This is a genomic window from Ginsengibacter hankyongi, from assembly GCF_008710285.1.
In the GTDB taxonomy this organism is placed as follows: domain Bacteria; phylum Bacteroidota; class Bacteroidia; order Chitinophagales; family Chitinophagaceae; genus Ginsengibacter; species Ginsengibacter hankyongi.
This window is the reverse complement of record NZ_VYQF01000004.1, coordinates 331,626-354,458: the sequence shown is the minus strand read 5'-3', so window position 1 is coordinate 354,458 and position 22,833 is coordinate 331,626. Positions and strand designations below refer to the sequence as shown.

At 39.0% G+C, this 22,833-nt stretch carries 15 protein-coding genes; 3 read left to right on the top strand and 12 right to left on the bottom strand.

The genetic code is table 11. The annotated features are described in order from the left end of the window. The coding region (locus FW778_RS15865; RefSeq protein WP_150415779.1) for an MBG domain-containing protein at nt 1-2,076 on the top strand (2,076 nt) is incomplete at its 5' end. Between the two features lie 124 nt (nt 2,077-2,200). Here FW778_RS15865 and FW778_RS15860 read toward each other — a convergent pair. The 5 genes from FW778_RS15860 to FW778_RS15840 form a co-directional block, all read right to left on the bottom strand. Continuing rightward, the gene (locus tag FW778_RS15860) at nt 2,201-3,577 is read right to left on the bottom strand and encodes a GH1 family beta-glucosidase (protein WP_150415778.1); all 1,377 of its coding nucleotides are present in this window, start codon (nt 3,575-3,577) and stop codon (nt 2,201-2,203) included. Nucleotide 3,578: 1 nt separating this feature from the next. Beyond that, nucleotides 3,579-4,667: a glycosyltransferase family protein gene (locus FW778_RS15855; protein WP_150415777.1), complete on the bottom strand. Its 1,089-nt coding sequence runs from the start codon at nt 4,665-4,667 to the stop codon at nt 3,579-3,581. Then, nucleotides 4,664-5,521, bottom strand: coding sequence for a UDP-2,3-diacylglucosamine diphosphatase (locus FW778_RS15850; RefSeq protein ID WP_150415776.1), 858 nt, complete (start codon nt 5,519-5,521; stop codon nt 4,664-4,666). Before FW778_RS15850 ends, FW778_RS15855 begins: the two co-directional genes overlap by 4 nt. Before the next feature lie 330 nt (nt 5,522-5,851). Next, nucleotides 5,852-8,101, bottom strand: coding sequence for a glycoside hydrolase family 3 N-terminal domain-containing protein (locus FW778_RS15845; RefSeq protein ID WP_150415775.1), 2,250 nt, complete (start codon nt 8,099-8,101; stop codon nt 5,852-5,854). 38 nt (nt 8,102-8,139) lie between these two features. Next, nucleotides 8,140-9,873 carry a GMC oxidoreductase gene (locus tag FW778_RS15840; RefSeq protein ID WP_150415774.1) on the bottom strand — a complete coding sequence of 578 codons (1,734 nt, stop codon included), beginning with the start codon at nt 9,871-9,873 and terminating at the stop codon, nt 8,140-8,142. 175 nt (nt 9,874-10,048) lie between these two features. Here FW778_RS15840 and FW778_RS15835 point away from each other — a divergent pair, with 175 nt between their 5' ends. After that, a complete protein-coding gene (locus tag FW778_RS15835) occupies nt 10,049-10,789 on the top strand; it encodes a glucosamine-6-phosphate deaminase (protein WP_150415773.1) in 741 nt (246 codons plus the stop codon). Further along, the gene (locus tag FW778_RS15830; RefSeq protein WP_235906294.1) at nt 10,782-11,633 is read left to right on the top strand and encodes an ROK family protein; all 852 of its coding nucleotides are present in this window, start codon (nt 10,782-10,784) and stop codon (nt 11,631-11,633) included. The genes FW778_RS15835 and FW778_RS15830 overlap by 8 nt, the downstream gene beginning before the upstream one ends. Before the next feature lie 345 nt (nt 11,634-11,978). On the opposite strand, the gene FW778_RS15825 is transcribed toward FW778_RS15830, so the two are convergent. From FW778_RS15825 to FW778_RS15795, 7 genes are all read right to left on the bottom strand, one after another. Beyond that, nucleotides 11,979-13,445 (bottom strand): glycoside hydrolase family 30 protein, encoded by a 1,467-nt coding sequence (locus FW778_RS15825; protein ID WP_150415771.1) that lies wholly within the window; start codon nt 13,443-13,445, stop codon nt 11,979-11,981. Between the two features lie 27 nt (nt 13,446-13,472). Then, nucleotides 13,473-14,921, bottom strand: a complete 1,449-nt coding sequence (locus tag FW778_RS15820) for a glycoside hydrolase family 30 protein (RefSeq protein ID WP_235906289.1) — start codon at nt 14,919-14,921, stop codon at nt 13,473-13,475. Nucleotides 14,922-14,961: 40 nt separating this feature from the next. Beyond that, a complete protein-coding gene (gene bglX, locus FW778_RS15815; RefSeq protein ID WP_150415770.1) occupies nt 14,962-17,241 on the bottom strand; it encodes a beta-glucosidase BglX in 2,280 nt (759 codons plus the stop codon). A 101-nt stretch (nt 17,242-17,342) separates the two neighbouring features. Then, nucleotides 17,343-19,106, bottom strand: coding sequence for a family 43 glycosylhydrolase (locus FW778_RS15810; RefSeq protein ID WP_150415769.1), 1,764 nt, complete (start codon nt 19,104-19,106; stop codon nt 17,343-17,345). Nucleotides 19,107-19,207: 101 nt separating this feature from the next. Beyond that, nucleotides 19,208-20,389, bottom strand: coding sequence for a Gfo/Idh/MocA family protein (locus FW778_RS15805; RefSeq protein ID WP_150415768.1), 1,182 nt, complete (start codon nt 20,387-20,389; stop codon nt 19,208-19,210). A gap of 126 nt (nt 20,390-20,515) precedes the next feature. After that, complete coding sequence (locus FW778_RS15800; RefSeq protein WP_150415767.1) at nt 20,516-21,343, bottom strand: phytanoyl-CoA dioxygenase family protein; 828 nt, start codon at nt 21,341-21,343, stop codon at nt 20,516-20,518. Nucleotides 21,344-21,363: 20 nt separating this feature from the next. Then, nucleotides 21,364-22,779: a glucoamylase family protein gene (locus FW778_RS15795; protein ID WP_150415766.1), complete on the bottom strand. Its 1,416-nt coding sequence runs from the start codon at nt 22,777-22,779 to the stop codon at nt 21,364-21,366. Nucleotides 22,780-22,833: the final 54 nt, after the last annotated feature.

The following is a 22,833-nucleotide window of genomic DNA, read 5'->3' as shown; positions in this document are numbered from 1 at the left end:
TTTACAATCGACAGAGCAACTCCTTCAGTAACGGTAACACCGGTAGGTACTTACACTTATAGCGGATCACCACAGGGGCCAGGGGCAGCTACCAATACAGGAACAGGAACATCTTATACTTTCAGTTATTCAGGAACTGATAATGCAAACAACAGCTATGGCCCAAGTGCAACGAAGCCAATCAATGCAGGCAGCTATACTGTTACTGCAACAGTAGCTGCAAGTGCTGATGGTAACTATACATCAGCCAGCTCATCTGCTACGGCATTTACAATCGACAGAGCAACTCCTTCAGTAACGGTAACACCGGTAGGTACTTACACTTATAGCGGATCACCACAGGGTCCATGGGCAGCTACCAATACAGGAACAGGAACATCTTATACTTTCAGTTATTCAGGAACTGATAATGCAAACCACAGCTATGGCCCAAGTGCAACCAAGCCAACCAATGCAGGTAACTACACTGTAACCGCTACCGTGGCTGCAAGTGCTGATGGCAACTATAGTTCAGCCAGCTCATCTGCTACAGCATTTACGATCGATAAGGCTACTCCAACTGTAACCGTTACTCCGGTTGGAACTTACACTTATAACGGATCACCACAGGGTCCCGGTGCTGCGACCAATACTGGTACCGGATCTTCTTATACATTTAGTTATACAGGGACTGATAACGCAGGCAACAATTACGCTGCCAGTTCAACCAAGCCAACCAATGCAGGTAACTACACTGTAACCGCTACCGTGGCTGCAAGCGCTGATGGCAACTGGGCTTCTGCAAGCTCATCTGCTACGGCATTTACAATAGATAAAAAAGATGCATCTGTAACACCAAACAACAATAGCAAATATTGCGGCCAGAGTGATCTAAATCCAGTTACGAGCGGAACACTTTTAGGATTTATTACATCAGATAATGTGTCGGTAACTTACAGTAGAGTATCTGGTGAATCTGCGGGCAATTATAAAATTTCAGCTACATTAAGCCCAACCGGTGTATTGTCTAATTACAACATTGCATATAACACTGCAACATTTACGATCAATGGAATTGCCTCTATCGATGCATCAGGTAGTAGTAATGCATGGTCGTTGAATAATAGCAAACCCGATACACTCAAAGCTCAGATAACGCCTGCCGTAGGTGGTGTAACGGTTATCTTCACAGTAACTCCGGGTAATACATATTCCACAACAACTGATGCTTCAGGATTAGCCACAGTGACTTTTACTGGCTATAGTGTGGGGCTTTATAAGGTGAGTGCAACCGCCGGGGCAAGCTGTGCAACATCAACTGACGCTTATTTCTCTGTATACGATCCTAACGCTGGCTTCGTGACCGGCGGCGGCTGGATAATGTCTCCCGCAGGAGCATACAGCCTTGATCTTAATGCGACCGGTAAAGCCAACTTTGGATTCAACTCCCAATATAAAAAAGGCAGCAATGTACCAACTGGTAATACGCAATTCCAGTTCCAGGCAGGTAATCTTAACTTCAATAGTTCAAGTTATAACTCAGGTTCACTGGTAATTGCGGGACCAAAGGCTATATTCCAGGGAGTTGGTACTATCAACGGCTCAGGTAGTTATAATTTCATGGTGTCCGCAATTGATGGCAGCATCAGCGGTGGTGGTGGCTCAGATAAATTCAGGATTAAGATTTGGAACTCGACTACAACAATCTACGATAACATGATGGGTATCGATAATAATTCTGATCCAATAACAGTGTTAGGCGGTGGTTCCATTGTAATCCACAGCACCAGCTCTAACAAAACAGCGTTGGATAATAACTTAAGAACCATCATTTCAAACGAGCCTACACAGCTTGCAGTAAAAGTGTTACCAAACCCAACCTCCTACTACTTCACACTTGGCCTGAAGAGCGCAAGTAATGAAAAGGTTTCAATTACTGTGGTTGATATAATGGGAAGAACGGTTGAACAACGCAGTAATGTTCCGGCCAACAGCACCTTACAATTAGGTAACAGTTACCATCCGGGCATTTATTTTGCACAGGTGGTACAAGGCAAGGATATGGTCCTACTAAAATTGATAAAAGAAGGCAAATAATATTAAACATTCCTATGATAAGGTGGTGCTGAAAAGTGCCACCTTTTTTTATTAAAATGAGAGTTGATAAATATTTTTGACACCATAACAAAGGTATAGACAGTGTATAGGGAGTGTATGAAAATTAACCTGTCTTACTAAATCTGCTCACCATTTCTGTTGTTACATTTTTTAAAAATGATGCATACCAGTTACCGGAAGATTTTACGGTTCTTTTTTGTGTTTCAAAATCTACATGCACCAAACCAAAACGGGGATAATAGCCCTCGGCCCATTCAAAATTGTCGAGAAAGGTCCAAACAAAATAACCTCTTACATCAACCCCTTCTTGTTTTGCACGCAGTATCTGCGCAATATTATCTTTCAGGTATTGCGTTCTTTTAGGATCATGAACTTTACCATTAATCATAACGTCGTTAAACGCGGCACCATTTTCTGTAACCATTAGTGGTGGCATATTTCTATAACTGCTATATTTTTTTAAAATGTTATAAATAGATTCAGGATACACTTCCCAATTCATTAAGGTGGTTTCCACCTTTCTTTTATTGGCCTTAATAATTTTTGCTTTTATAAATGGCATAAAGTTATTGTGGCTCACCACTTCTCTCGTGTAATTCTGCACGCCAATAAAATCCATATTGAATGCAAGATTTTTTTCATCATCCTGCTTTATAAACTTTTCAATGCGCTGCAATAATTTTAAATCTTTTACAGGGTATCCAAGTCCTAAAAGAGGCTCGATAAAAAGACGATTTAATAATGCATCAACCTTCTTTGCTGCTAAAATATGTTTATCAATAGCCCGATAAGGCTCAATATGCGAACACGAAAAGGTAGTGCCAACATTGCTGCGTGGCTGCAACGACTTTATAATTGCTCCGCCCCTTGCCTGGCAAAGCGCAGCATGATGCGTTGCAGCTAAAAAATTATTCAAGCCTTTTTTGCCAGGCGCATGTACGCCTAAAAAATATCCGGCTCCTGTAAAGACCATGGGCTCATTCAATACCATCCAGGTGGTCACCCTGTCTCCGAAATACTTTACACAACAGGCAACATATTCTTCGAACCAGTTGACGATATTCCTGTTCACCCATCCCCCTTCTTTTTGAAGCTCAAATGGAAGATCCCAATGATATAGTGTAACCCATGGCGTTATATTAAGCTCGAGGCAAAAATCGATAACACGATTATAAAAGTCAATGCCCGCAGAATTTATGTTTCCTGTGCCTTCATGAAATATGCGGCTCCACGCAATTGAAAAACGATAATTCTTAATATTAAGATCAGCCATTAAGCTGATGTCTTTAGCATAACGATTATAAAAATCGCAGGCAACATCACCGTTTTGATTTTGAAATATCTTCCTTCTTTGTTTTACAAAAACATCCCAGATAGATTTTCCCTTTAGATGTATATCGCAAGCCCCTTCAACCTGGTAAGCAGCAGTAGCAACTCCCCATATGAAATCATTTCCAAAATCTTCTTTTCTCAGCAACATATCAGCCGGTAATTTGATGCAGGATATTTCCCAAACCTATCTGCTTTGTCTTTTTCCCGGGAATAGAATTTTTTATCGGCAATGCATAGGGAAGAGTTATGACCGGAGCATGTTTCTTAAAAATTTCCTCTATAATTTCTTCGGTAATATTGGGATAATCAACGGTAATTATTTCACCGTTAGTAACCCAATCATTTATCTTTTCAGTCTTAGACATTTTTACTTTTTTCAATACGGGCACGCCCATTTCTTTAAGAGCAGCCGCATTACATTGTTGTTCATACTGGCCTTTCATTGGTATTACCATTAATTTCTTTTGTAGAAACAAGGCTTCTGCCGGTGTTTCAAAACCCGCTCCACATAACACTCCTGTGGACGTTACCAAACTTTGTATAAACTCGGTATTATTAATGGGAGTGATATGAACATTTTGTTCAGCGTATATTTTTTTCGTATGTTTTGAAAATACCTGCCACTCCACACCCTTAATTTCTTTTAGAACTTTTATAATTCTCTTATCGTCGTAAGCGGGCAAATAGACTGCATAATGCGTAAGCTTTTTATTATCGGCATTTCGGATTTCTTCGCGTATAACGGGAGTAAATATTTTTTTATCATAAGGTTTAAAATGAAATCCATACTTCTCTGTTACGGGGGCATAATTCTTTAGGATAGATTTTCCTACCACATCTTTTTTAGCAGGCTTCGGGCATTTTTTATTCAAAACTGCCGCCTGGTGGCTTAATCCAATGCAGGCTTTATTATTAATACGGCAGGCCCATGCGCTTACAGGTTCAAAATCATTTATAACGATATCGTAATCCGTTACCGGAAGTTCCTTTACTTCATTATAAAATCTTTTCAACTTTGCTTTCTTATAAGTAGATGCCAAATCAATGCCTCCCTTTTTCCCAAAAACAAAGCTCATTCCTTTGAGTTTATATTTTACGGGATAGCCAAGGTCAACATCTGCTTCCGTACCGCTTATTAAAATATCAAGCTCGCCCTTTTTTTCAAGTAAAGGAATGATATCCCTTGCCCTGCTTATGTGGCCGTTACCGGTTCCCTGTATGGCGTATAATATTTTCATGTTAAGCTCATCATATTAAATTCCTGCAGCATGTTACTAAAAAGCTCCTTATTACCCAGTTCATATTCTCCAGCATCTTCGTCTATGACGTCCGTTATATTAGCTTCATCATATTTATAAATAATCCATTTACCATCATTGTATTCAAGCGCCGTAAGATTTTCTATCCAATCTCCCGAATTTAAATAGGTAATAGAGCCGTGATGATTCGTTATCTCTTTCATTTCAGGCTGGTGAATGTGGCCACAAACCACGTAATCATATTTATTGGATATGCCAATATCTGCAGCAGTAGTTTCAAAATTATTGATAAACTTTACGGCACTCTTCACACGGTTTTTTATTTTTTTTGAAAGAGATAATTTTCCTTTCTTAAATATTTTTTCAGAAATAAAATTGGCCAGCATATTAATCAGGATCAAAGTATCGTAGCCAATAGCGCCAAGCTTTGCCAGCCATTTTGAATGTTGCATGGTAACATCAAAAACATCGCCATGAAAGAACCATGCCTTCTTGCCTTCAGCTAACGGAAGCACTACTTTGTTTACAATTTGCAATGAGCCAAATTTAAAACCAACAAACTTTCGCAATAGTTCATCATGGTTGCCGGTAACATAATAAATCTTAATGCCCTTACTCATCCATCCCATAATATGTTTTACCACTTTCATGTGGCTCTTGGGCCAATATCTTTTACTGAACTGCCAGATATCAATGATATCGCCATTGAGGACAACCGTTTTAGGTTTAATTGTTTTAAGATAAGATAACAATTGCTTTGCATGACAACCATAAGTGCCCAAATGAACATCGCTTAAAACGAGTATTTCAATCTTTCGCTTTTTTTGCTGCATTATAATTGCACTTTGAAAAACTTAAGCGGGGAATAAAAGGCTGAGAGCCGTTGCAGGAAAATCCGGATAATGATTTTCTGAAAAAAATAGGTTATTGTTTTCATGACTTTGGAATTTAATGGTAAATAAAAGATAGCGTACAGATCAACAACTGAAAAAAATATATCGGATACAAAGAAATGCTGTTAATGTAACCAAAACGTTACCTAATTATTAAGGAAATATTAAATTGCCTGCAACAGGATTTGTTGAATAGATAAAATGCCGAAATGTATACGCAGGTGGCGTTTCGAGCTTAAAATTATTTTTATATAAATATTGATAGTGCACTCATTTTAATAAAGTAAAATCTGCTTCTCTTACGTCATCACTGTTTGTCCCGATGAATAACTTAAAATCACCAGGCTCATAAATATATTTAAGATCATTGTTATAAAATTTAAGATCTTCCGTTGTAATCTTAAACGTTATTGTTTGGCTTTCTCCTGCTTTTAAAAATATTTGTTGAAATCCTTTTAATTCTTTTACAGGCCTCACCACAGAGCCCACCATATCTCTTATATACAATTGTACGGTTTCAGTTCCATCATATTTGCCTGAGTTGGTGACAACAACAGAAGCCCTTAAATCCTGTCCCGGCCTGAACCTAGTTAAACTTAGCTTAATATCACTATAAGAAAAAGTTGTATAGCTTAATCCATATCCAAAAGGAAACTTTGGACTGTTGGGCAAGTCAATATAAGAGGAAACATAATTCAAATCGCTGTCATTTTTTGCGGGGCGGCCTGTACTGAAATGATTATAGTAAATAGGAATCTGTCCCTCTGCTCTTGGAAAACTCATGGGCAATTTCCCGGAAGGATTATAATCTCCAAACAAAACATCCGCAATTGCAGCTCCGGCTTCGGTACCTAACCACCACGTATAAACGATCGCAGGAACATGATCGGCAGTCCAGTTAAAAATTAATGGCCTTCCTGCATTGATCATTACAATTACAGGTTTGCCGGTAGCACAAATTGCCTTAATCAATTCTTCCTGCACACCGGGTAAATGAATATTGCTGCGGCTTTTGGCTTCACCGCTCATATCAGCAGCTTCACCTACATTCATGATTACAATATCTGCTTTCATGGCTGTTTCGATGGCTTCACTAAAACTCACATGTGATGTATCATTTATATTGCATCCTTTTGCGTAAAGAAGATTTGCATTATCTCCGGCTTTATTTTTTATTCCTTCCCAAACAGAAATAATTCGTGCAGAATCATCGGGCCATGTATAACTCCAGAAACCAAGGTTGTCCCTTATTCCTTTTATAAATGGCCCAATCAAAGCAATCGTCTTACCTTGTACGTTAGTCTTGCTTAATGGCAATAATTGATTCTCATTTTTCAGTAGTACAATACTTTTTTCGGCCATTAATTTTTCTGCTTCCAGGTTTTGCTTATTATTCCATTGCTGTTGTTCTCTTTCTTTATTAGAAAATCTGAAAGGGTCATCAAACAATTCCATTTCAAATTTCTTTTTTAATATGCGCCTTACTGCATCATCAACTAATTGAATTTTTACTTTCCCATCTTTTACAAGCTGTACTAAATTTTGTATGTAACTCCGGCTTTCCATATCCATATCATTCCCCGCAGTAATTGCCTTGAATGATGCATCGTAATTATCCTTTGCAAAACCATGCGGAATCATCTCCCCAACAGAGTTCCAGTCGCTCACAATAAATCCTTTAAACTTCCACATGCCTTTTAAAATATCCCTTTGCAGGTATGCACTACCGGTAGCAGGAATTCCATTGAGTGTATTAAATGAATTCATGAAAGTTGCAGCGCCTGCTTCTGCAGCAGCCTTAAAAGGAAGAAGATAAATTTCCCACAAAGCATTTAAACTCATATCAACAGCATTATAATCACGGCCGCCGATGGCTGCACCGTACGCAGCAAAATGTTTTGCACAAGCCATTATTGCATCCGTATTTCCAAAACCTTTCCCCTGGAAACCCTTCACTCTTGCCGTTGCAATTAAAGAACCGAGGTAAGGATCTTCACCTGCTCCTTCCATAACTCTTCCCCAGCGTGAATCACGGGCAATATCAACCATAGGCGCAAATGTCCAGTGCACGCCACTTGCAGCCGCCTCTGTTGCAGCTATCCGTGCCGAGAGCTGAATAGCTTTTAAATCCCAACTCGCCGCTTCTGCAAGAGGAATAGGAAAGGTAGTTCTGTATCCATGAATAATATCCTGTCCAAATAATAAAGGAATTTTTAATCTTGATTGCATGGCAATCTTTTGCAACTGTGTTGTATGCTCTACTCCTGTAACGTTAAGCATTGAGCCAACCATTCCTTTTCTTATCTGGTTTTGTTTGTCGCCATCATTAGTAATGGGGCCCGTCGCATCCCAGTCGCCATTGTATTGATTCATCTGGCCAACCTTCTCATCAAGGGTCATTAGTTTTAAAACTGAATCTACTTTCTGATCAATAGTCTTCGTTTGTGCGTAACAGGTAGAAGAAAAAATTACCAGGAAATATAAAACGAATAAACGCCGGAAACAGGTAATACTTTTCATATAATATTTTAGAGAGATTAACAGGTTTTAATAAATAATTATAAATTCCCTTTCTTCATTTCATCAATTGCATAATTGACAGCTCTTGCTGTTAACGCCATATACAAAATGGAAGGGCTTTGATTGGCTGTGCTCGTCATACAGGCGCCATCAGTAACAAAAACATTTTTACAACTATGAAACTGGTTATTCTCATTCAATAAAGATGTTTTAGGATCCTTTCCCATCCTACATGCGCCCATCTCATGTATATCCCGGCCGGGCGCCCAATGATTATCGTGTTGTGTAATATTTTTTACATCACTTGCATCCAGCATTTCACTTGCTTGTGTTAAAAAATCTTTTAATAGTTTCTCATCATTATCATCATAATCAACATTGGTTACTAATAAGGGTATTCCCCATCCATCTTTTTTATCCTTACTCAACGCAACATAATTTGTTTCTTTAGGAATGGTTTCCCCCTGCATATACATATACATTCCCCAAGGGCCTGCTTCAGCTAATGCATCTTTATAAGTTCCACCAATTTGTTCCGCAACGCCTCCTGCATTTTCATTGGCACGATAGCAGGCCGTAAAAGCCATATAACCACCAACAAAATCCATATCATTTTTATGAATATTTCTGAAGTTGGGCACCATACATTCGGCGGTTCTTCGGCCATAATAATATTTGTCCAAATAACCATCCACATCGCCGCCAACGGAACCACGGTAGTTTTGAAAACAAACATACTTACCTAACAATCCATTATCATTTCCAAAGCCATTTGGAAAACGATTGGATGTGGAATTCATTAAAATGAGATTTGTATTTAATGCAGATGCATTTACAAAAATTATTCTTGCAAAATAATCAGTGCTCTCTTGTGTGTTTGTATCAATAATTCTCACACCAACTGCTTTTAGTTTTTGTTCATCATAAATAATTGAATGAACCACAGAGAAAGGTCGTATCGTTAAATTTCCTGTTCTTTCAGCCCATGGCAGCGTGGATGAGTTGGAACTAAAATAGCCGCCAAACGGGCATCCCCGCATACATAAGTCTCTCGCCTGGCATTGCCCCCGGCCCTGTTTCAGGTGAATATCTTTAGGCTCTGATAATTGTGCCCACCGTCCCTGTATCATAAAGCGGTCTTTATATTTCGATTCTAATTTTTGCTTTATATCTTTTTCAGCACAATTAAATTCGAATGGAGGAAGGTATTCTCCGTCAGGCATTGATTCGATTCCATCTTTATTTCCGCAAATGCCGGCAAACGTTTCAACATGCGAATACCATGGCGCAATATCATCATAGGCTATTGGCCATTCAATTCCATATCCATATTTTGCAGGATTGATGAATTCATATTTACTCCAACGCGGACAAGCCCTTCCCCATATTAATGATTTGCCACCAACCTGGTAACCACGAATCCATTCAAACGGTTTTTGCTGCACGTACGGGTGATCGTTATCCTTTATAAAAAAATGGGCTGTTGATTCATCGAAACCTGCAGCTTGCGTTATTAAAGGATTTTCTTCCTTAAATTTTTCAGTCATCTGGCCACGATGCTTAAATTCCCATGGCCTCATGGTTGCTGTAGGGTAGTCTTTGTTGTGCATTACATTTCTTCCTCTTTCAAGAACTAAAGTTTTTAATCCATGCTCACAAAGTTCTTTGGCAGCCCAGCCCCCGCTGATGCCGGAACCAATAACGATTGCATCGAAAGTATTTTTTTGCAATCCACCGGAATTAATATTTACATTTAATGAATCACCAGGCATCGTAAAAAATTTTATATCAGATAATCACACCTTCAAGTTAAACCAATTTTTAAAAGTGCATCAATAATATTTATCCTACATAAAAAACAAAATTCTATAGAAGATTAGTTTCAATTTTGTGGTAAACTTCTTACTTTGTTCTATAAAAAATAAATCATTTTTAAAAATACCCGCAATGCAAATAATAGTGGAAGAATCTTACAAATCCATGTCTGAAAAATGTGTAAATGATTTATTGGAATTCATATTACCCCTTGAAAACCCGGTGATTTGTGCCGCTTCAGGAGATACGCCCAAAGGCATGTATAAAGAATTAATAAGCCAGGTTCATGAAAAACAAATTGACGTTTCTAACTGGCATTTTATAGGCCTTGACGAATGGGCGGGCATGAATGGCAACGATGAAGGAAGCTGCAGGTATCATTTAAATAATGATTTGTTTTATCCTTTACAAATTGCAGGGGATAAAATTATTTTTTTTGATGGAAGAGCAAAAGACCTACAGACAGATTGCGATAGAGTTGAGGATTATATTTCGTTAATGGGAGGCATCGATGTGGCTATTGTTGGACTTGGGATGAATGGCCACGTGGGCATGAATGAACCTGGAACTGACCCTGAACTATTTTCACATATAGCAGATATTGATACCATGACGCAATTGGTGGGGCAAAAATATTTTAAAAACGAGCAGCAACTTTCAAAGGGCCTCACGTTAGGATTAGCCTCTTTACAAAAAGCAGCTTTTATAATGTTATTGGCAAGCGGAACTAAAAAAGCCGGCATCATCAAAAAAATGTTAGAGGCGGAGGCATCCCCGCAATTGCCTGCGACTTTATTGCTTAATCATAAGAAAATCGATATTTACTTAGAAAAAGAAGCAGCTTCACTTATTACAAGAAATGAAAATGAATAAGAAAAATATTATAGGGATTGATATGGGTGGCACCAATGTACGTGCCGGAATTGTTAGTGAAAATAAGTTGCATGAAATTATTTCAAAACGGATAAACTCACAGGTAAGCGCAAGCGAAGTTTTGGAGCAGTTATTTCAAATTACTGATGAACTTATCAATCCGGACGTATCATCCATAGGCATAGGAGTTCCGGGGCTTGTTAATACTGAAGAACAAATGGTTTATGATGTTGTTTACATTCCTTCGTGGAAAAAAATACCCTTACAAAAATTAATGGAGGAGCGTTATAACATTCCTGTATATGTTGAAAATGATGCGAATTGTTTTGCGCTTGGTGAATATTATTTTGGAAAAGGCAAAGGATACCATTCATTGATTGGCTTAACGCTGGGTACAGGCCTTGGCTCCGGCATCATAATTAATAAAAAATTATTCCCCGGCAAAAATGGAGGCGCGGGTGAATTTGGAATGATCGAACACTTAGATAAAACAGTGGAGTATTATGCCAGCGGGCAATTTTTCGAAAACGTTTATCAGATCAACGGTGAAGAAGTCTTTAAAAATGCAAAAAATGGAAATGTCGCAGCAATCGGAATGTATGAAGAAATGGGAAAACACCTTGGCAATGCCATTAAAATGATGTTGTATGCTTTGGATGTTGAGTTAATTGTTATTGGCGGCTCTGTACGTTATGCGTTTCCATATTTCTCTGCAACCATGTGGCGGCAAATTAAAACATTTGGATTTCAAAAAGCACTTGAACACATAAAGATTGAAGTTTCTGACCTGGAGAACAGTGGTATTTTGGGCGCAGCCGCATTAAGCTATGATGTGGATAAATAAGATTTCACCTGCGCAGTTTAGTGCAGCTTACTATTAGGCGTACACGCAATTAAAAAAGCAACGCTGCTAAACGCCAACGCTTCAAATACGCTGGTTACTTTATTGCCTTTATCAATCCTTTGCAGAAACAGCTAAACCGAGTCTCAAATCCCCGAAAGTCTTTCACCGTTTTCTAATACGCGATCAATCAACTGAAGAATCATTCATCACCGTAATTTATGATATAGTTAATTTCATCGTTCGTCGGGTTAATCATTCTCAAACGAAACTTTCTCCCCTTCAATAAGCTCAGGGTGACAGAAGTTTTTGTATTCGATGAAAACTACCAAAACCTATTGACTACATTCACCTGTTAAAAACCAACGTGGCGATCGAATGCGGCAAACTTGTTACCTGGGCAGCATCACCTTTTATCCAAAGATTGTAATCAATTTTCTGATCAGTCTGGTTCATTACAATCACTGCTATTTTTCCATCTTTATTTATAAAAGCTGTTGTTTGTAATGGGCTCCTGCTTGGCGCCGCACTTATTCTCTTTGCACCAGGCCGAACAAATTTTGAAAAATGACCAATGTAATAATATTCATTTGTATAAATCAGCTCGCCGGTTTTTGTGTTGCCTATTACAGGAGCAAAACAAAAATTGCCAACATGATTTGGTCCTCCCTGCTCATCCACCAGGATATTCCAGTCTGTCCATCCAACTGTTCCGTCGTTAAAATCATGGATCATAGAACGGCCATAGCGCTCTCCAATTTTCCAATCACCAGCCTGCTCTAATTTAAAAGGAAACGTGCAGCCCTCTGTAAACATTAAATTTTTACCGGGGAAACTTTCGTGTACGCGCTTAACGTTATCAAAAACCTGGTCGCCGCCACTCCAGTCTTCATACCAGTGAAAACCTATTCCCCACGCGTATTTGGCTGCTGCGGGGTCTTCGAGCAATGTACTTGCACGCTGATAAAGAAGATCTCGGTTATGATCCCAAATAATTATTTTCTTATCCCCCAGGCCATTTCTTTGCATGGTTGGCCCGAGATAATTTTTCAGGAAATCCCTTTCTTCTTCAGCAGTATAAATGCAGGACTCCCAGGTTTGCTTTGCCATTGGTTCATTCTGTATTGTAATTCCCCAGACCGGTATCCCCTCTTTTTTATATGCATTAATAAATTTGCCATAAAAGTTTGCCCAGTTTTGATAATATTCCGGTTTTAATTTTCCACCATGCAACATATCATTGTTGTCTTTCATAAATGCCGGCGGGCTCCATGGGCTTGCAAATAAAGTAAGCTTGCCGCCTGCTGCTGCAATAGCATCCTTAATCAATGGAATTTTGTATTGCTCGTCATGCGCAACACTGAAGGTCTTTAAATCCTTATCGCCCTCTTTCACGTAGCTGTAACTGCCGCTGCTGAAATCACAACTTTGAATATTGGTTCTCGCCAGCGTATAACCTATACCGTTATTTACATCGTAATAGGCTTTTAATAACTCCTGTTGCTTGTGTTTAGGTAGTTTGGCAAATGTTTCCGCAGATGCATCTGTTAATGCGCCCCCGATTCCAAGTATGGTTTGAAAAGTTTTTGCCGGATCCACAAATACGCAAACCTGTGTTTCAAAAGGCTGGCCCATGTGTTTGAACGTAACGGTATCTGTTGGTGAAAGCCGGAAGGAGGTATTATCTGCCGTTGTATACACAATTACTTTTTTGCCTGCAGTGCCAGTAGGTTTTGCCTTAATAGTAACCCTATTGCTTTGGGCAAAAACAAAATTTACGGATGTGAGAGCAGAAAATAAAAGAAACTTTTTCATGTTTCGTAAATTAAATTTTTGAATAAATTAATTCCATATATAAGTACCGGCTGCACCAGCCGCTAAAGTAGTTGCAGTCCATTTATTATTAAACCGAATATTAAAAGTTGCATCTGATGCTCCATCATTCTCAACAATTAAGACCTTTTTCCCCGCAGGAGTTTTAAATGCAACATTCTGTAAACTTCCTGTTATATTGCTTCCTATGCGCACAGAACCAGCCGGAACAAATTTTGAAGCATGCGCAACAATATAATATCCAACATTCCTGGTTATTGTTCCACCCAATGTAAGTGCGCCTTTACACTGATCACATCCGCCAGACGTATGTGGATTAAACGTTGGATCGTTAGCTAAATTCCATTCTAATGCAACACGGCTCCAATTACGCATGGAACCTATAATTACATTTTTTAAATGCCATTTTAAATCACCGCCGAACCTACCGGTTGAGGAAGTGTATTGTTCCGTGAAGTATAAAGCCTTATCAGGAAATGCAGCATGCACCGTTGACATCGCACTAATATCACCTGCATACAAGTGAAACGCTGATCCATTGATAAATGCATTTGCTGCCGGATCACTTAACACCGAAACAGGATAATCAGGATGATCGCAATTATGATCATAAATAATGATTTTTGTCGTAAGGCCCGCAGCTTGAAATGCAGGGCCAAGATTATTTTTTATAAAATTGATTTGCGCCTGTGCTGACATTGAAAGGCTCGGATTGTTACCAGGATTTAAAGGTTCGTTTTGCGGCGTTATTGCGTCTATACCAATGCCGTTAGCTTTCATCGCCTGGATGTATTTTACAAAATATTTTGCGTAAACATCGTAATATTTAGTCTGCAAGCTTCCACCAATGGTGCTGTTATTATCCTTCATCCAGACAGGCGGGCTCCACGGCGTTGCGATAATTTTAATTGCCGGATTAATTGCCACAATTTGTTTTAATATGGGAATAAGATCTACTGTATCCTTACTAAGACTAAAACTATCAAGGTTCAAATCCCTATTACCTTGTGCAAGATCATCATAACTAAAGACAGAAGCATTCAAATCGGAGGCGCCAATGCTTAAACGCAGGTAACTAATCCCTATAGAGTTGGCACCATTACCGAAAAGTTCATTAAGCAAATTGGTCCTATCGGTTGCATTAAGCAGGTTAATAACATAGGCGCTGCCGCCAGTTAAAGTGAATCCAAATCCATCGATGGTTTGATATGTTTTCGTGGTATCCACGTCAATACTTGGATTGGAGTTTGCGGTTGTTCCAAAAGCAAGAACTGTTGATTGCTTTTGCAATAAAACAGATTGATCGTTTTTCGTTAGCCAAAAATCAACATCGCTTGTGCCGACAGGTGGTGGTGGCGGATCAATCGTTCCACCACCTAAAGATCCTCTCGAACAGGCAAAAAGAAGAGTGAAGATTCCCCAGAAAATGATAGCAAAAAATATTTTATATTTATTCACAGATTAGAATTTTAAGGGATTCCAAATTTATCCTGATAAATTATTTTACCCAATTTATACTTGCGGATTTAACATCCCTCGAATTAGCACCAATCATAATTACAAATTCACCGGGTTCCCAATCATATTTTAAATCACCATTATAAAATTTAAGGTCTTCCGGAGTTATTTTAAATGAAACTGTTTTTGATTCCCCGGCTTTTAAATCAATTTTTTGAAATCCTTTTAGCTCTTCTACGGGGCGGGTAATGCTGCCAACCACATCTCTTATATACAGTTGCACGGTTTCTTTTCCTTCCCAGGTACCCGTATTCGTTAGTTTCACTGAAGCCGTTAATGTCTGATTTCCTTTTAATGATTTGTTGCTGAGTTGAACATCACCATAACTAAAACTTGTATAACTCAAACCAAAACCAAAGGGATATACCGGATCATTGGAAACATCCAAATAGTTGGAACGGAATTTCTCAAACCATTTACCTTCCGGGAGCGGACGACCTGTATTCTTATGATTGTAGTAAAGTGGAACCTGTCCAACATTCTGTGGCCATGTTGTTGTAAGTTTTCCGGAAGGATTCACATCACCAAACAACACATCACCAATAGCATTGCCAGCTTCAGTGCCGCCAAACCAAACATTTAAAATAGAAGGTACAGTATCCTGTTCCCATTTAATTGCCAATGGGCGACCGGTAAATAAAACCAATACCAACGGTTTGCCCGTTTTCACCAAAGCTTTCAATAAATTTTCCTGCGCAGCCGGGATTGTAATATCACTCCTGCTGGAACTTTCGCCTGTCATTTCTGCAGACTCGCCTAAAGCCGCAACGATTACATCACTTTTGTTTGCAACATCCAATGCTTCATTAATAATTTCCTGGTCGGGCCTGTTATCATGTTGAAAAGATTTTCCGAACATGCCGGCTCTTTGTTCAAATAAAGTATCATCTGATAAATTTGATCCTTTGGCGTATAAAATATTTACCCCAGGACCTGCTACATTTTTCAAGCCCTGTAAAACAGAAACAGCCTTGGAGAAATCAGCAGCAACACTCCATGTTCCCGGCATATTTTCTTTATTATCTGCCAGCGGGCCTATCAACGCAATTGTTCCCGACTTCTTCAGAGGCAATACATTATTATTTTTCAATAACACAAAAGATTGCGCTGCTATATCCCTTGCCACATTACGGTTGGCATCAGTAAATATTTCGGTCTTCGCTCTTTCTGCATTACAATAGCGATAAGGATCATCAAACAACCCTAATTTGTATTTTGCCTCCAATATTTTTCTACAGGCGAAATCAATTTGCTGTTGTGTTACTTTCCCTTGTTGCAAAGATTTTTTTAGTGTTGTAAGAAATCCTTCGCCTACCATATCCATATCAATACCTGCCATCAAAGCTCTTGCCGAAACGGTTTGTAAATCGCCAATACCATGCGCCACCATTTCGTTTATCCCGGTATAATCAGTAACTACAAAACCATTAAACCCCCAGCGTTTGCGCAATACATCTGTCAATAAAAATTTATTAGCAGTAGCCGGAACGCCATCCACTTCATTAAAAGAAGCCATAACGCTTCCTGCACCGGCGTCCACTGCTGCTTTGTAAGGAGGCAGATACTCATTAAACATTCTAAGATGGCCCATGTCTGTAGTGTTGTAATCACGCCCTGCTTCTGCGGCTCCATACAAAGCATAGTGTTTCACACAAGCCATGATGGTATTATTTTTTGTAAGATCATTTCCCTGGTAACCTCTTACCATTGCCTTGGCAATCTGCGACCCCAGGTACGGATCTTCACCGGAACCCTCCGCAATGCGCCCCCAGCGGGGATCACGGGCAATGTCAACCATTGGAGAAAACGTCCAGCAAATGCCATCAGCACTTGCCTCACTGGCAGCGATAGACGCAGATTTTTGTATAAGGCCCATATCCCATGTACATGATAAACCTAAAGGAATCGGGAAAACAGTTTCATATCCATGAATGACATCCATACCGAATATTAAAGGAATTTTTAAGCGGCTTTGGTCTACAGCTACTTGTTGTACGGCACGAATTTTAGCTTCCGATTTTATATTGAATAACCCACCAACTTTCCCTTCCTTAATCTTTTTCCCAATATCTGAGTTGCCAGCTTGTCCCGTAACGATATCGCCTGATCCAGGCAAATTCAACTGCCCGATTTTTTCATCCAACGTCATTTTTTTCATTAATGCATCAATGAAAGTTTTCATCTTCGCATCGTTGCTTTGCGTATAACCGTGAAGCGATACAACAAAAGCAAACACCAGGAACACAATCGTTTTTTTCATTATTATTTATTTTTGTATGTTAGAGAGCCTCACCCCAATCCCTCCTTCGACAAGATCAGGATGACATTCAACAAGCTCACAATGCTACTGCACTTTATTTTCTAATCAACCTTGATAACTTTTGTTCTTGATGAAACACCATTTTCATTAATGGCCTCAATTGAAAAATAATAGGGTTTCTCAAGATCCATTGTTTTTAGCCAATACTCATTGGCATCGTAAACCATAATACAATTGTACAATTTATCAGGTGCTGTACCCAGGTAAATATTATAAGCGAATGCATTATCAACCGGCCTCCATTTAATCCATGCACTGCGTTTATCCTTTTCCGTACGAAGCACAATAAAATTTTGTACAGTATCAGGCTTGCTTCCATTCCCATTCCCAAAAACACGCAATCCACTTACCGCAAACTTACCCGTAGGCATGTGAATATTTTCCAGCTTTATATATTTTGCCTGAACTGATTTTTCCAACTCAATATAATCATGAGGAACATCCGTTTTATTATTACTTTTATCAACCAGTATAGTCCATCTTTTGCCATCAAGAGAATAATATAATTTATACTGGTGATAAATATTGGTTTGCTTTCCTAAAAAGGCTGCATCCTGGTCGGCATAATTAATTTGTATTGCATTTACAGTGCTTACATTGTCAAAAGCTGTTTGTATCCATTCGCCTTTATTCCCTGATGCAGCGCTCCAGTAAGTTTTAATATTTTCGTCACCTGCATTATTGGCATGGTAACCTCCAAGTGTAGACGAAACTTCTACAGGTGTTTTATAATTGAGTAACATCCAGCCCGTAAATCCGCTTTTTAAATGATCTGTTTTTTCATTAGGTAAATAATGGGGATAATCGCCAAAGGCAGCATCCATATACATTAAATCATCTTTATCAAAACCCGCGGGCCAAATGCCAATCCTTCTTTCAAAATTATTTTTTACAGATATTGAAATGGTTGACACATGCCACCAGTTTTGAAAATTATCCTGGAAAGTAGAACCATGACCAGCCCCTCTTGCAAAGCCGCCCGGCTTAAAAGACAACGGATCAGATTGCGGTGTGAACGGACCTAAAGGATTTTCTCCAACAACCACTCCATCGGCATAGCCACTAAACTCGGTACCGGGTGCACCATATTGCAGGTAATATTTACCGTTATGCTTTGTCATCCATGAGCCCTCGATAAAGGGATCCAGAAAAGTGTTGTCGTAATACTCTCCAAAACGCTGCCAGCCATAACGCCAGTCTTCTAAAAAATAAATTTCTTTTCTTGTTCCAACCGGCTGCATTGTTTTACGATTGAGTTCTATGCCATACAATGGATACCTGTTACTGCTACCGTTATACATATATAACCTCCCATCGTCATCTGTAAAGAAATCGGGATCCCACCCACCGATTGCAAAGGAATCAACCAGGGGTTTCCATTCATTTGCTTTAGGGTTGGTGCTCATCCAAATTGTAAAATTAGAGGTGTAAGTCGAACCAAATACAATCATGGTATCTCCTATGATCCCAACAGCAGGGGCACAGAGTTCGTCATAGCCCCCATTCCACGGGCGCAGGAATCTTTTTGAAATAAATTTCCAGTTGAGCATATCATGACTCCACCAATATCCCCATTGATTGGTTGAAAATAAATAATAATCATTTTTATAATTTATGATCACTGGATCGGCGGTAGCCCTGTGGTGGCCCCATTCAGAGAAATTTGGTATTGGCGTGTAACCATAATCGATATTAACAGGATTGCAATATGTTTTTTGCTGCGCAGATACTAATTGAAATGAAAACAGAATTCCAATTATTAGTATAATTGTTTTGGAGAATTTAGCTGGAAAGAAATTTATCATATCATTTTTGTTTAGGCCTCACCCCTCCTTCGACAAGTTCAGGACCTTGCATGGTTTTGAATATTTTAATCTACAATAATTATTATTGCATAAAACACTTATTACCTTACTTCGATTGAACCTGTTTTTTTATTTTTAATGATGAACTTTTTTTCGCCCGAAGGAAGCACTTCTTCTTTTATTAAAAAATGATCTTCATCATAACTATTCATTTTTTTGGTTTCCTTTTTTTCTGCAACTCCTCTCCAATCTTCTATTATAACAGGCTCCCACTTTTTTGTTTTGGCGGAAACATAACAGGCATCAATAATCGCATTGACTATATAACCATCATAAAAATTTTCAGATGGCTGCACTTTATTTTCTATTGCCTCAAACATATTTGTAAACATGTGGCTGTAACCGAGTTCATGTACTTCGTCTCCTACGGGGAAGAGCCAGCCGGTAGTACTTTCGGCTTTTTCAGCCACATAACTGCCACCCTTACCCGAAGTAAACATTTCAAACCCCGTTCTTAGGAAATTATTTGTCCATATTGTTCCTTCCGTACCCATCACTTCATCTCTTAAATCCATTCCGCCACGAAAAGACCAGCTTACTTCAAACTGGCCAATAGCGCCATTTTCATATTTTACAAGGCCAATGGCATTATCCTCTGCGTCAATTGGATGAACGCGGGTATCGGCCCAGCACATTACTTCGATGGGCTTATTATTTTTTCCAATAAAATTTCTGCTTATCTCAATACAATGGCAACCAAGATCTACCATAGCGCCACCGCCCGATTTTTCTTTATCCCAAAACCAATCACTATGCGGCCCGGGATGTGTTTCCCTGCTTTTTGCCCATATCACTTCACCAATACTCCCATTTTTTATGCTTGCCAATGACTTTAAAAATTTAGGGCTATAACAAAGGTCTTCAAGATAACCGCCGGTTATATTCGCTTTGTCAACGGCCTGTAACATTTGCAAAGCTTCTTTTGCATTACGGCCGAGAGGTTTAGTGCATAAAACATGTTTACCAACTGAAGCGCATGCTAATACTGATTCCAGGTGCATATCGTTTGATAAGGCAATAATTACCGCATCCACATCTTTATGTTCTACACATTCTTTTATGCTTATGGAATAGTTGGGCACTCTATAGTCATCCGCAAATTTTTTGGCATTTGCCTCCGTTCGGCTGTACACCATTGTAATTACATCTTTTCTTCTTTGGGCTACCAACGCATCTGCATAAAAGCGTGCAATAAAGCCGGAACCAAGAATTGCTAATTTCATAATGGTAAAATCAATTTATTGTTGAGGATAAAATTTTAGTTGGAACTATACTTTCTGCGATTTATTTATATTGCAAAAATAACCATAGAATAAGAAGCCATACTTAATTAGTCATCTAGTTTTTAATTATTTTAAAGCTTCATCTTTTTCTTTTTCCAAAAAATTGGCTCCCGCGTCAATTCCATCGGTTTCCCAGGTCATTAATGCTTCGTCGGGCACAGCTTCCAAAGGAACTGTGCTTGATTTTGATGGTTCATTGTAAGGAATGTTAGCGCTCCTGTTGTAAACAGATATTAACGACCAACGGGGCTTATCTGAAAGATTTGCTTCCGAGCGATGCAATAAATTGCTGTGAAAAAATAATGCGTCTCCCGCTTTTATTTCTACATAAACCAGATCCATTGTTTTCAAAGCCAGGTCAACATAATGTTGTGAAGCCCCAACCTGTTCGCCTGCAAATCCATGTTCAATACGTCCCATTTTATGAGATCCTTTTATCACCTGCAAACATCCGTTTGCTTTACTGGCATCCGTAATTGCAACCATAACAGACATCATTTGATCGGGCAATAAAAATTCATTTTTATACCAATAACCATAATCCTGGTGCCACTCCCACGCCCCGCCAACTTTAGGTTCCTTTTGCATGAGCTTACTGTGAAAATGACAAACTGCACTATCGCCACCCATTAATTTATCTACCGACTCCACTATGCGTTTACTTTTTGTAAGCAAGCCATAAGCATCATTACCGGGAGTGTACCATAAAGTGAGTTTTGTTTTTTTTCCGGATTGATCATTTAAATCAAAGGCATGCTTTTGCAAAGTATCATCACCTGTTGCAATTTTATAAAGCTTATCTACTTCTTCAGCCCGTAAAAAGTTCTTGATAATTACATAGCCGTCTTTTTTATAATCTGCTATGTTTTGTGAGGTTAATTGAAAATGTGACATAATAATAAATTTTATTCTTATTAAAAAGAGCTTGTGAATCCCAGTTTCTTTAATCCATTTTTAATATCCGGAATTTTCATAAATAAATTCCATATTAATTTACTCCGGTAATTTTCAATCATTACAACAATAGGGCCTTCATCTATTGCCAGATGTGTTTGTGCATACCAGTTTTTTGTTTCACTAAATCCATCTGCAAATCCATAAGGCCCCCAAATCTTATTTCCGAGGTCGTAATAAAAATGTTTTAAAGCCTGCATGCTGTATTCGGGAGTATACGGGAAAGAGGATAATGCAGCAGTCGGTTGTATAACACTGCGATCGTCCTGGGGGCAATGAGCCACGTAGCCTTTATAGCTATCACCTGCGGTTAAGCCCCAGCAGTTTGCTGCATAGCCTTTAAATTTTTTCGGATTATCAATACAATAAGCCCTGTTAATGAGGGTGTGGTTTTTCGTTTGTTCCGCATAATCAATTCCGTTATCATCTGTTAATCCATTGGGATTAATTCCCATATAAGTGTATTGCTCAAAGAATAACGGCCCACCATATTCGAAATTACCCAGTGGAAGCATGATGCCGTAATATGATTTTCCATTTTTCCATCCGGCGCTTTTTACCCACGAATTGTCGTATAATTCTTTTGAGATAGAATGAGATGGAGAAGAAGCGGAGACAATGTATGTTATCAGGGCTTCATCATAACCGTATACGGGGAAGTTCATATCAAAATCATTGGCGGGACTCCAGTGCCAGTATAAAAGTTTATCATCTCCTTTGCTATGCCAGTTCCAGTCTGCCACACTCCACATTTCATTAACGCGGTTTCTAAAATATTTCTCCAACGGACTATCACCATTAAAATATTCCTTGGCGCATAAGAGCCCCATAAACAAGTACGATGTTTCTACGATATCTGCGCCATCATCTAATCTGCCGAAAGGAATTGTTTTACCGGTTGCTCCGTTCATGAAGTGTGGATAGATGCCATGAAAACAATCAGCCTTAATTAAAAAATCAACAATCTTTACTAACCGTTTCAGAGCAGTGTCTCTCCCAACCCATCTGCGGTTAACTGCAACAATTGTTGAAAGGATTCCGAAACCTGTTCCGCCAATAGCGCAGGCTTCGGGGCCAAATGTTCCTTTGCTAAAATTAGGTTGATCATCTGCTTCATTAATATAATCCCAGTAATAGTTAGCTTTTACAGTATTGTCCCTTTCTCTTGCAAGGCCGCTTACAGGATGCGCAAAGTGCCAGAAGTAGCGAAAAGTTTGCCGTTGTACCACATCGAGTAGCTCAGAGTCTGATAATCCTTTTATAATTCCTACCGGTGCAATTGAGTCTGGGAAGGTTTTTAAATGCTTGCTCTTTTGCGCAAACAAAATTGTGCTACAGGTAACAGCAATAAAAGTGTAAATAATTTTATAACGCATATTATAATTCTTTATTGAGATCCTCACCCCAACCCCTCTCCCGAGGGAGAGGGA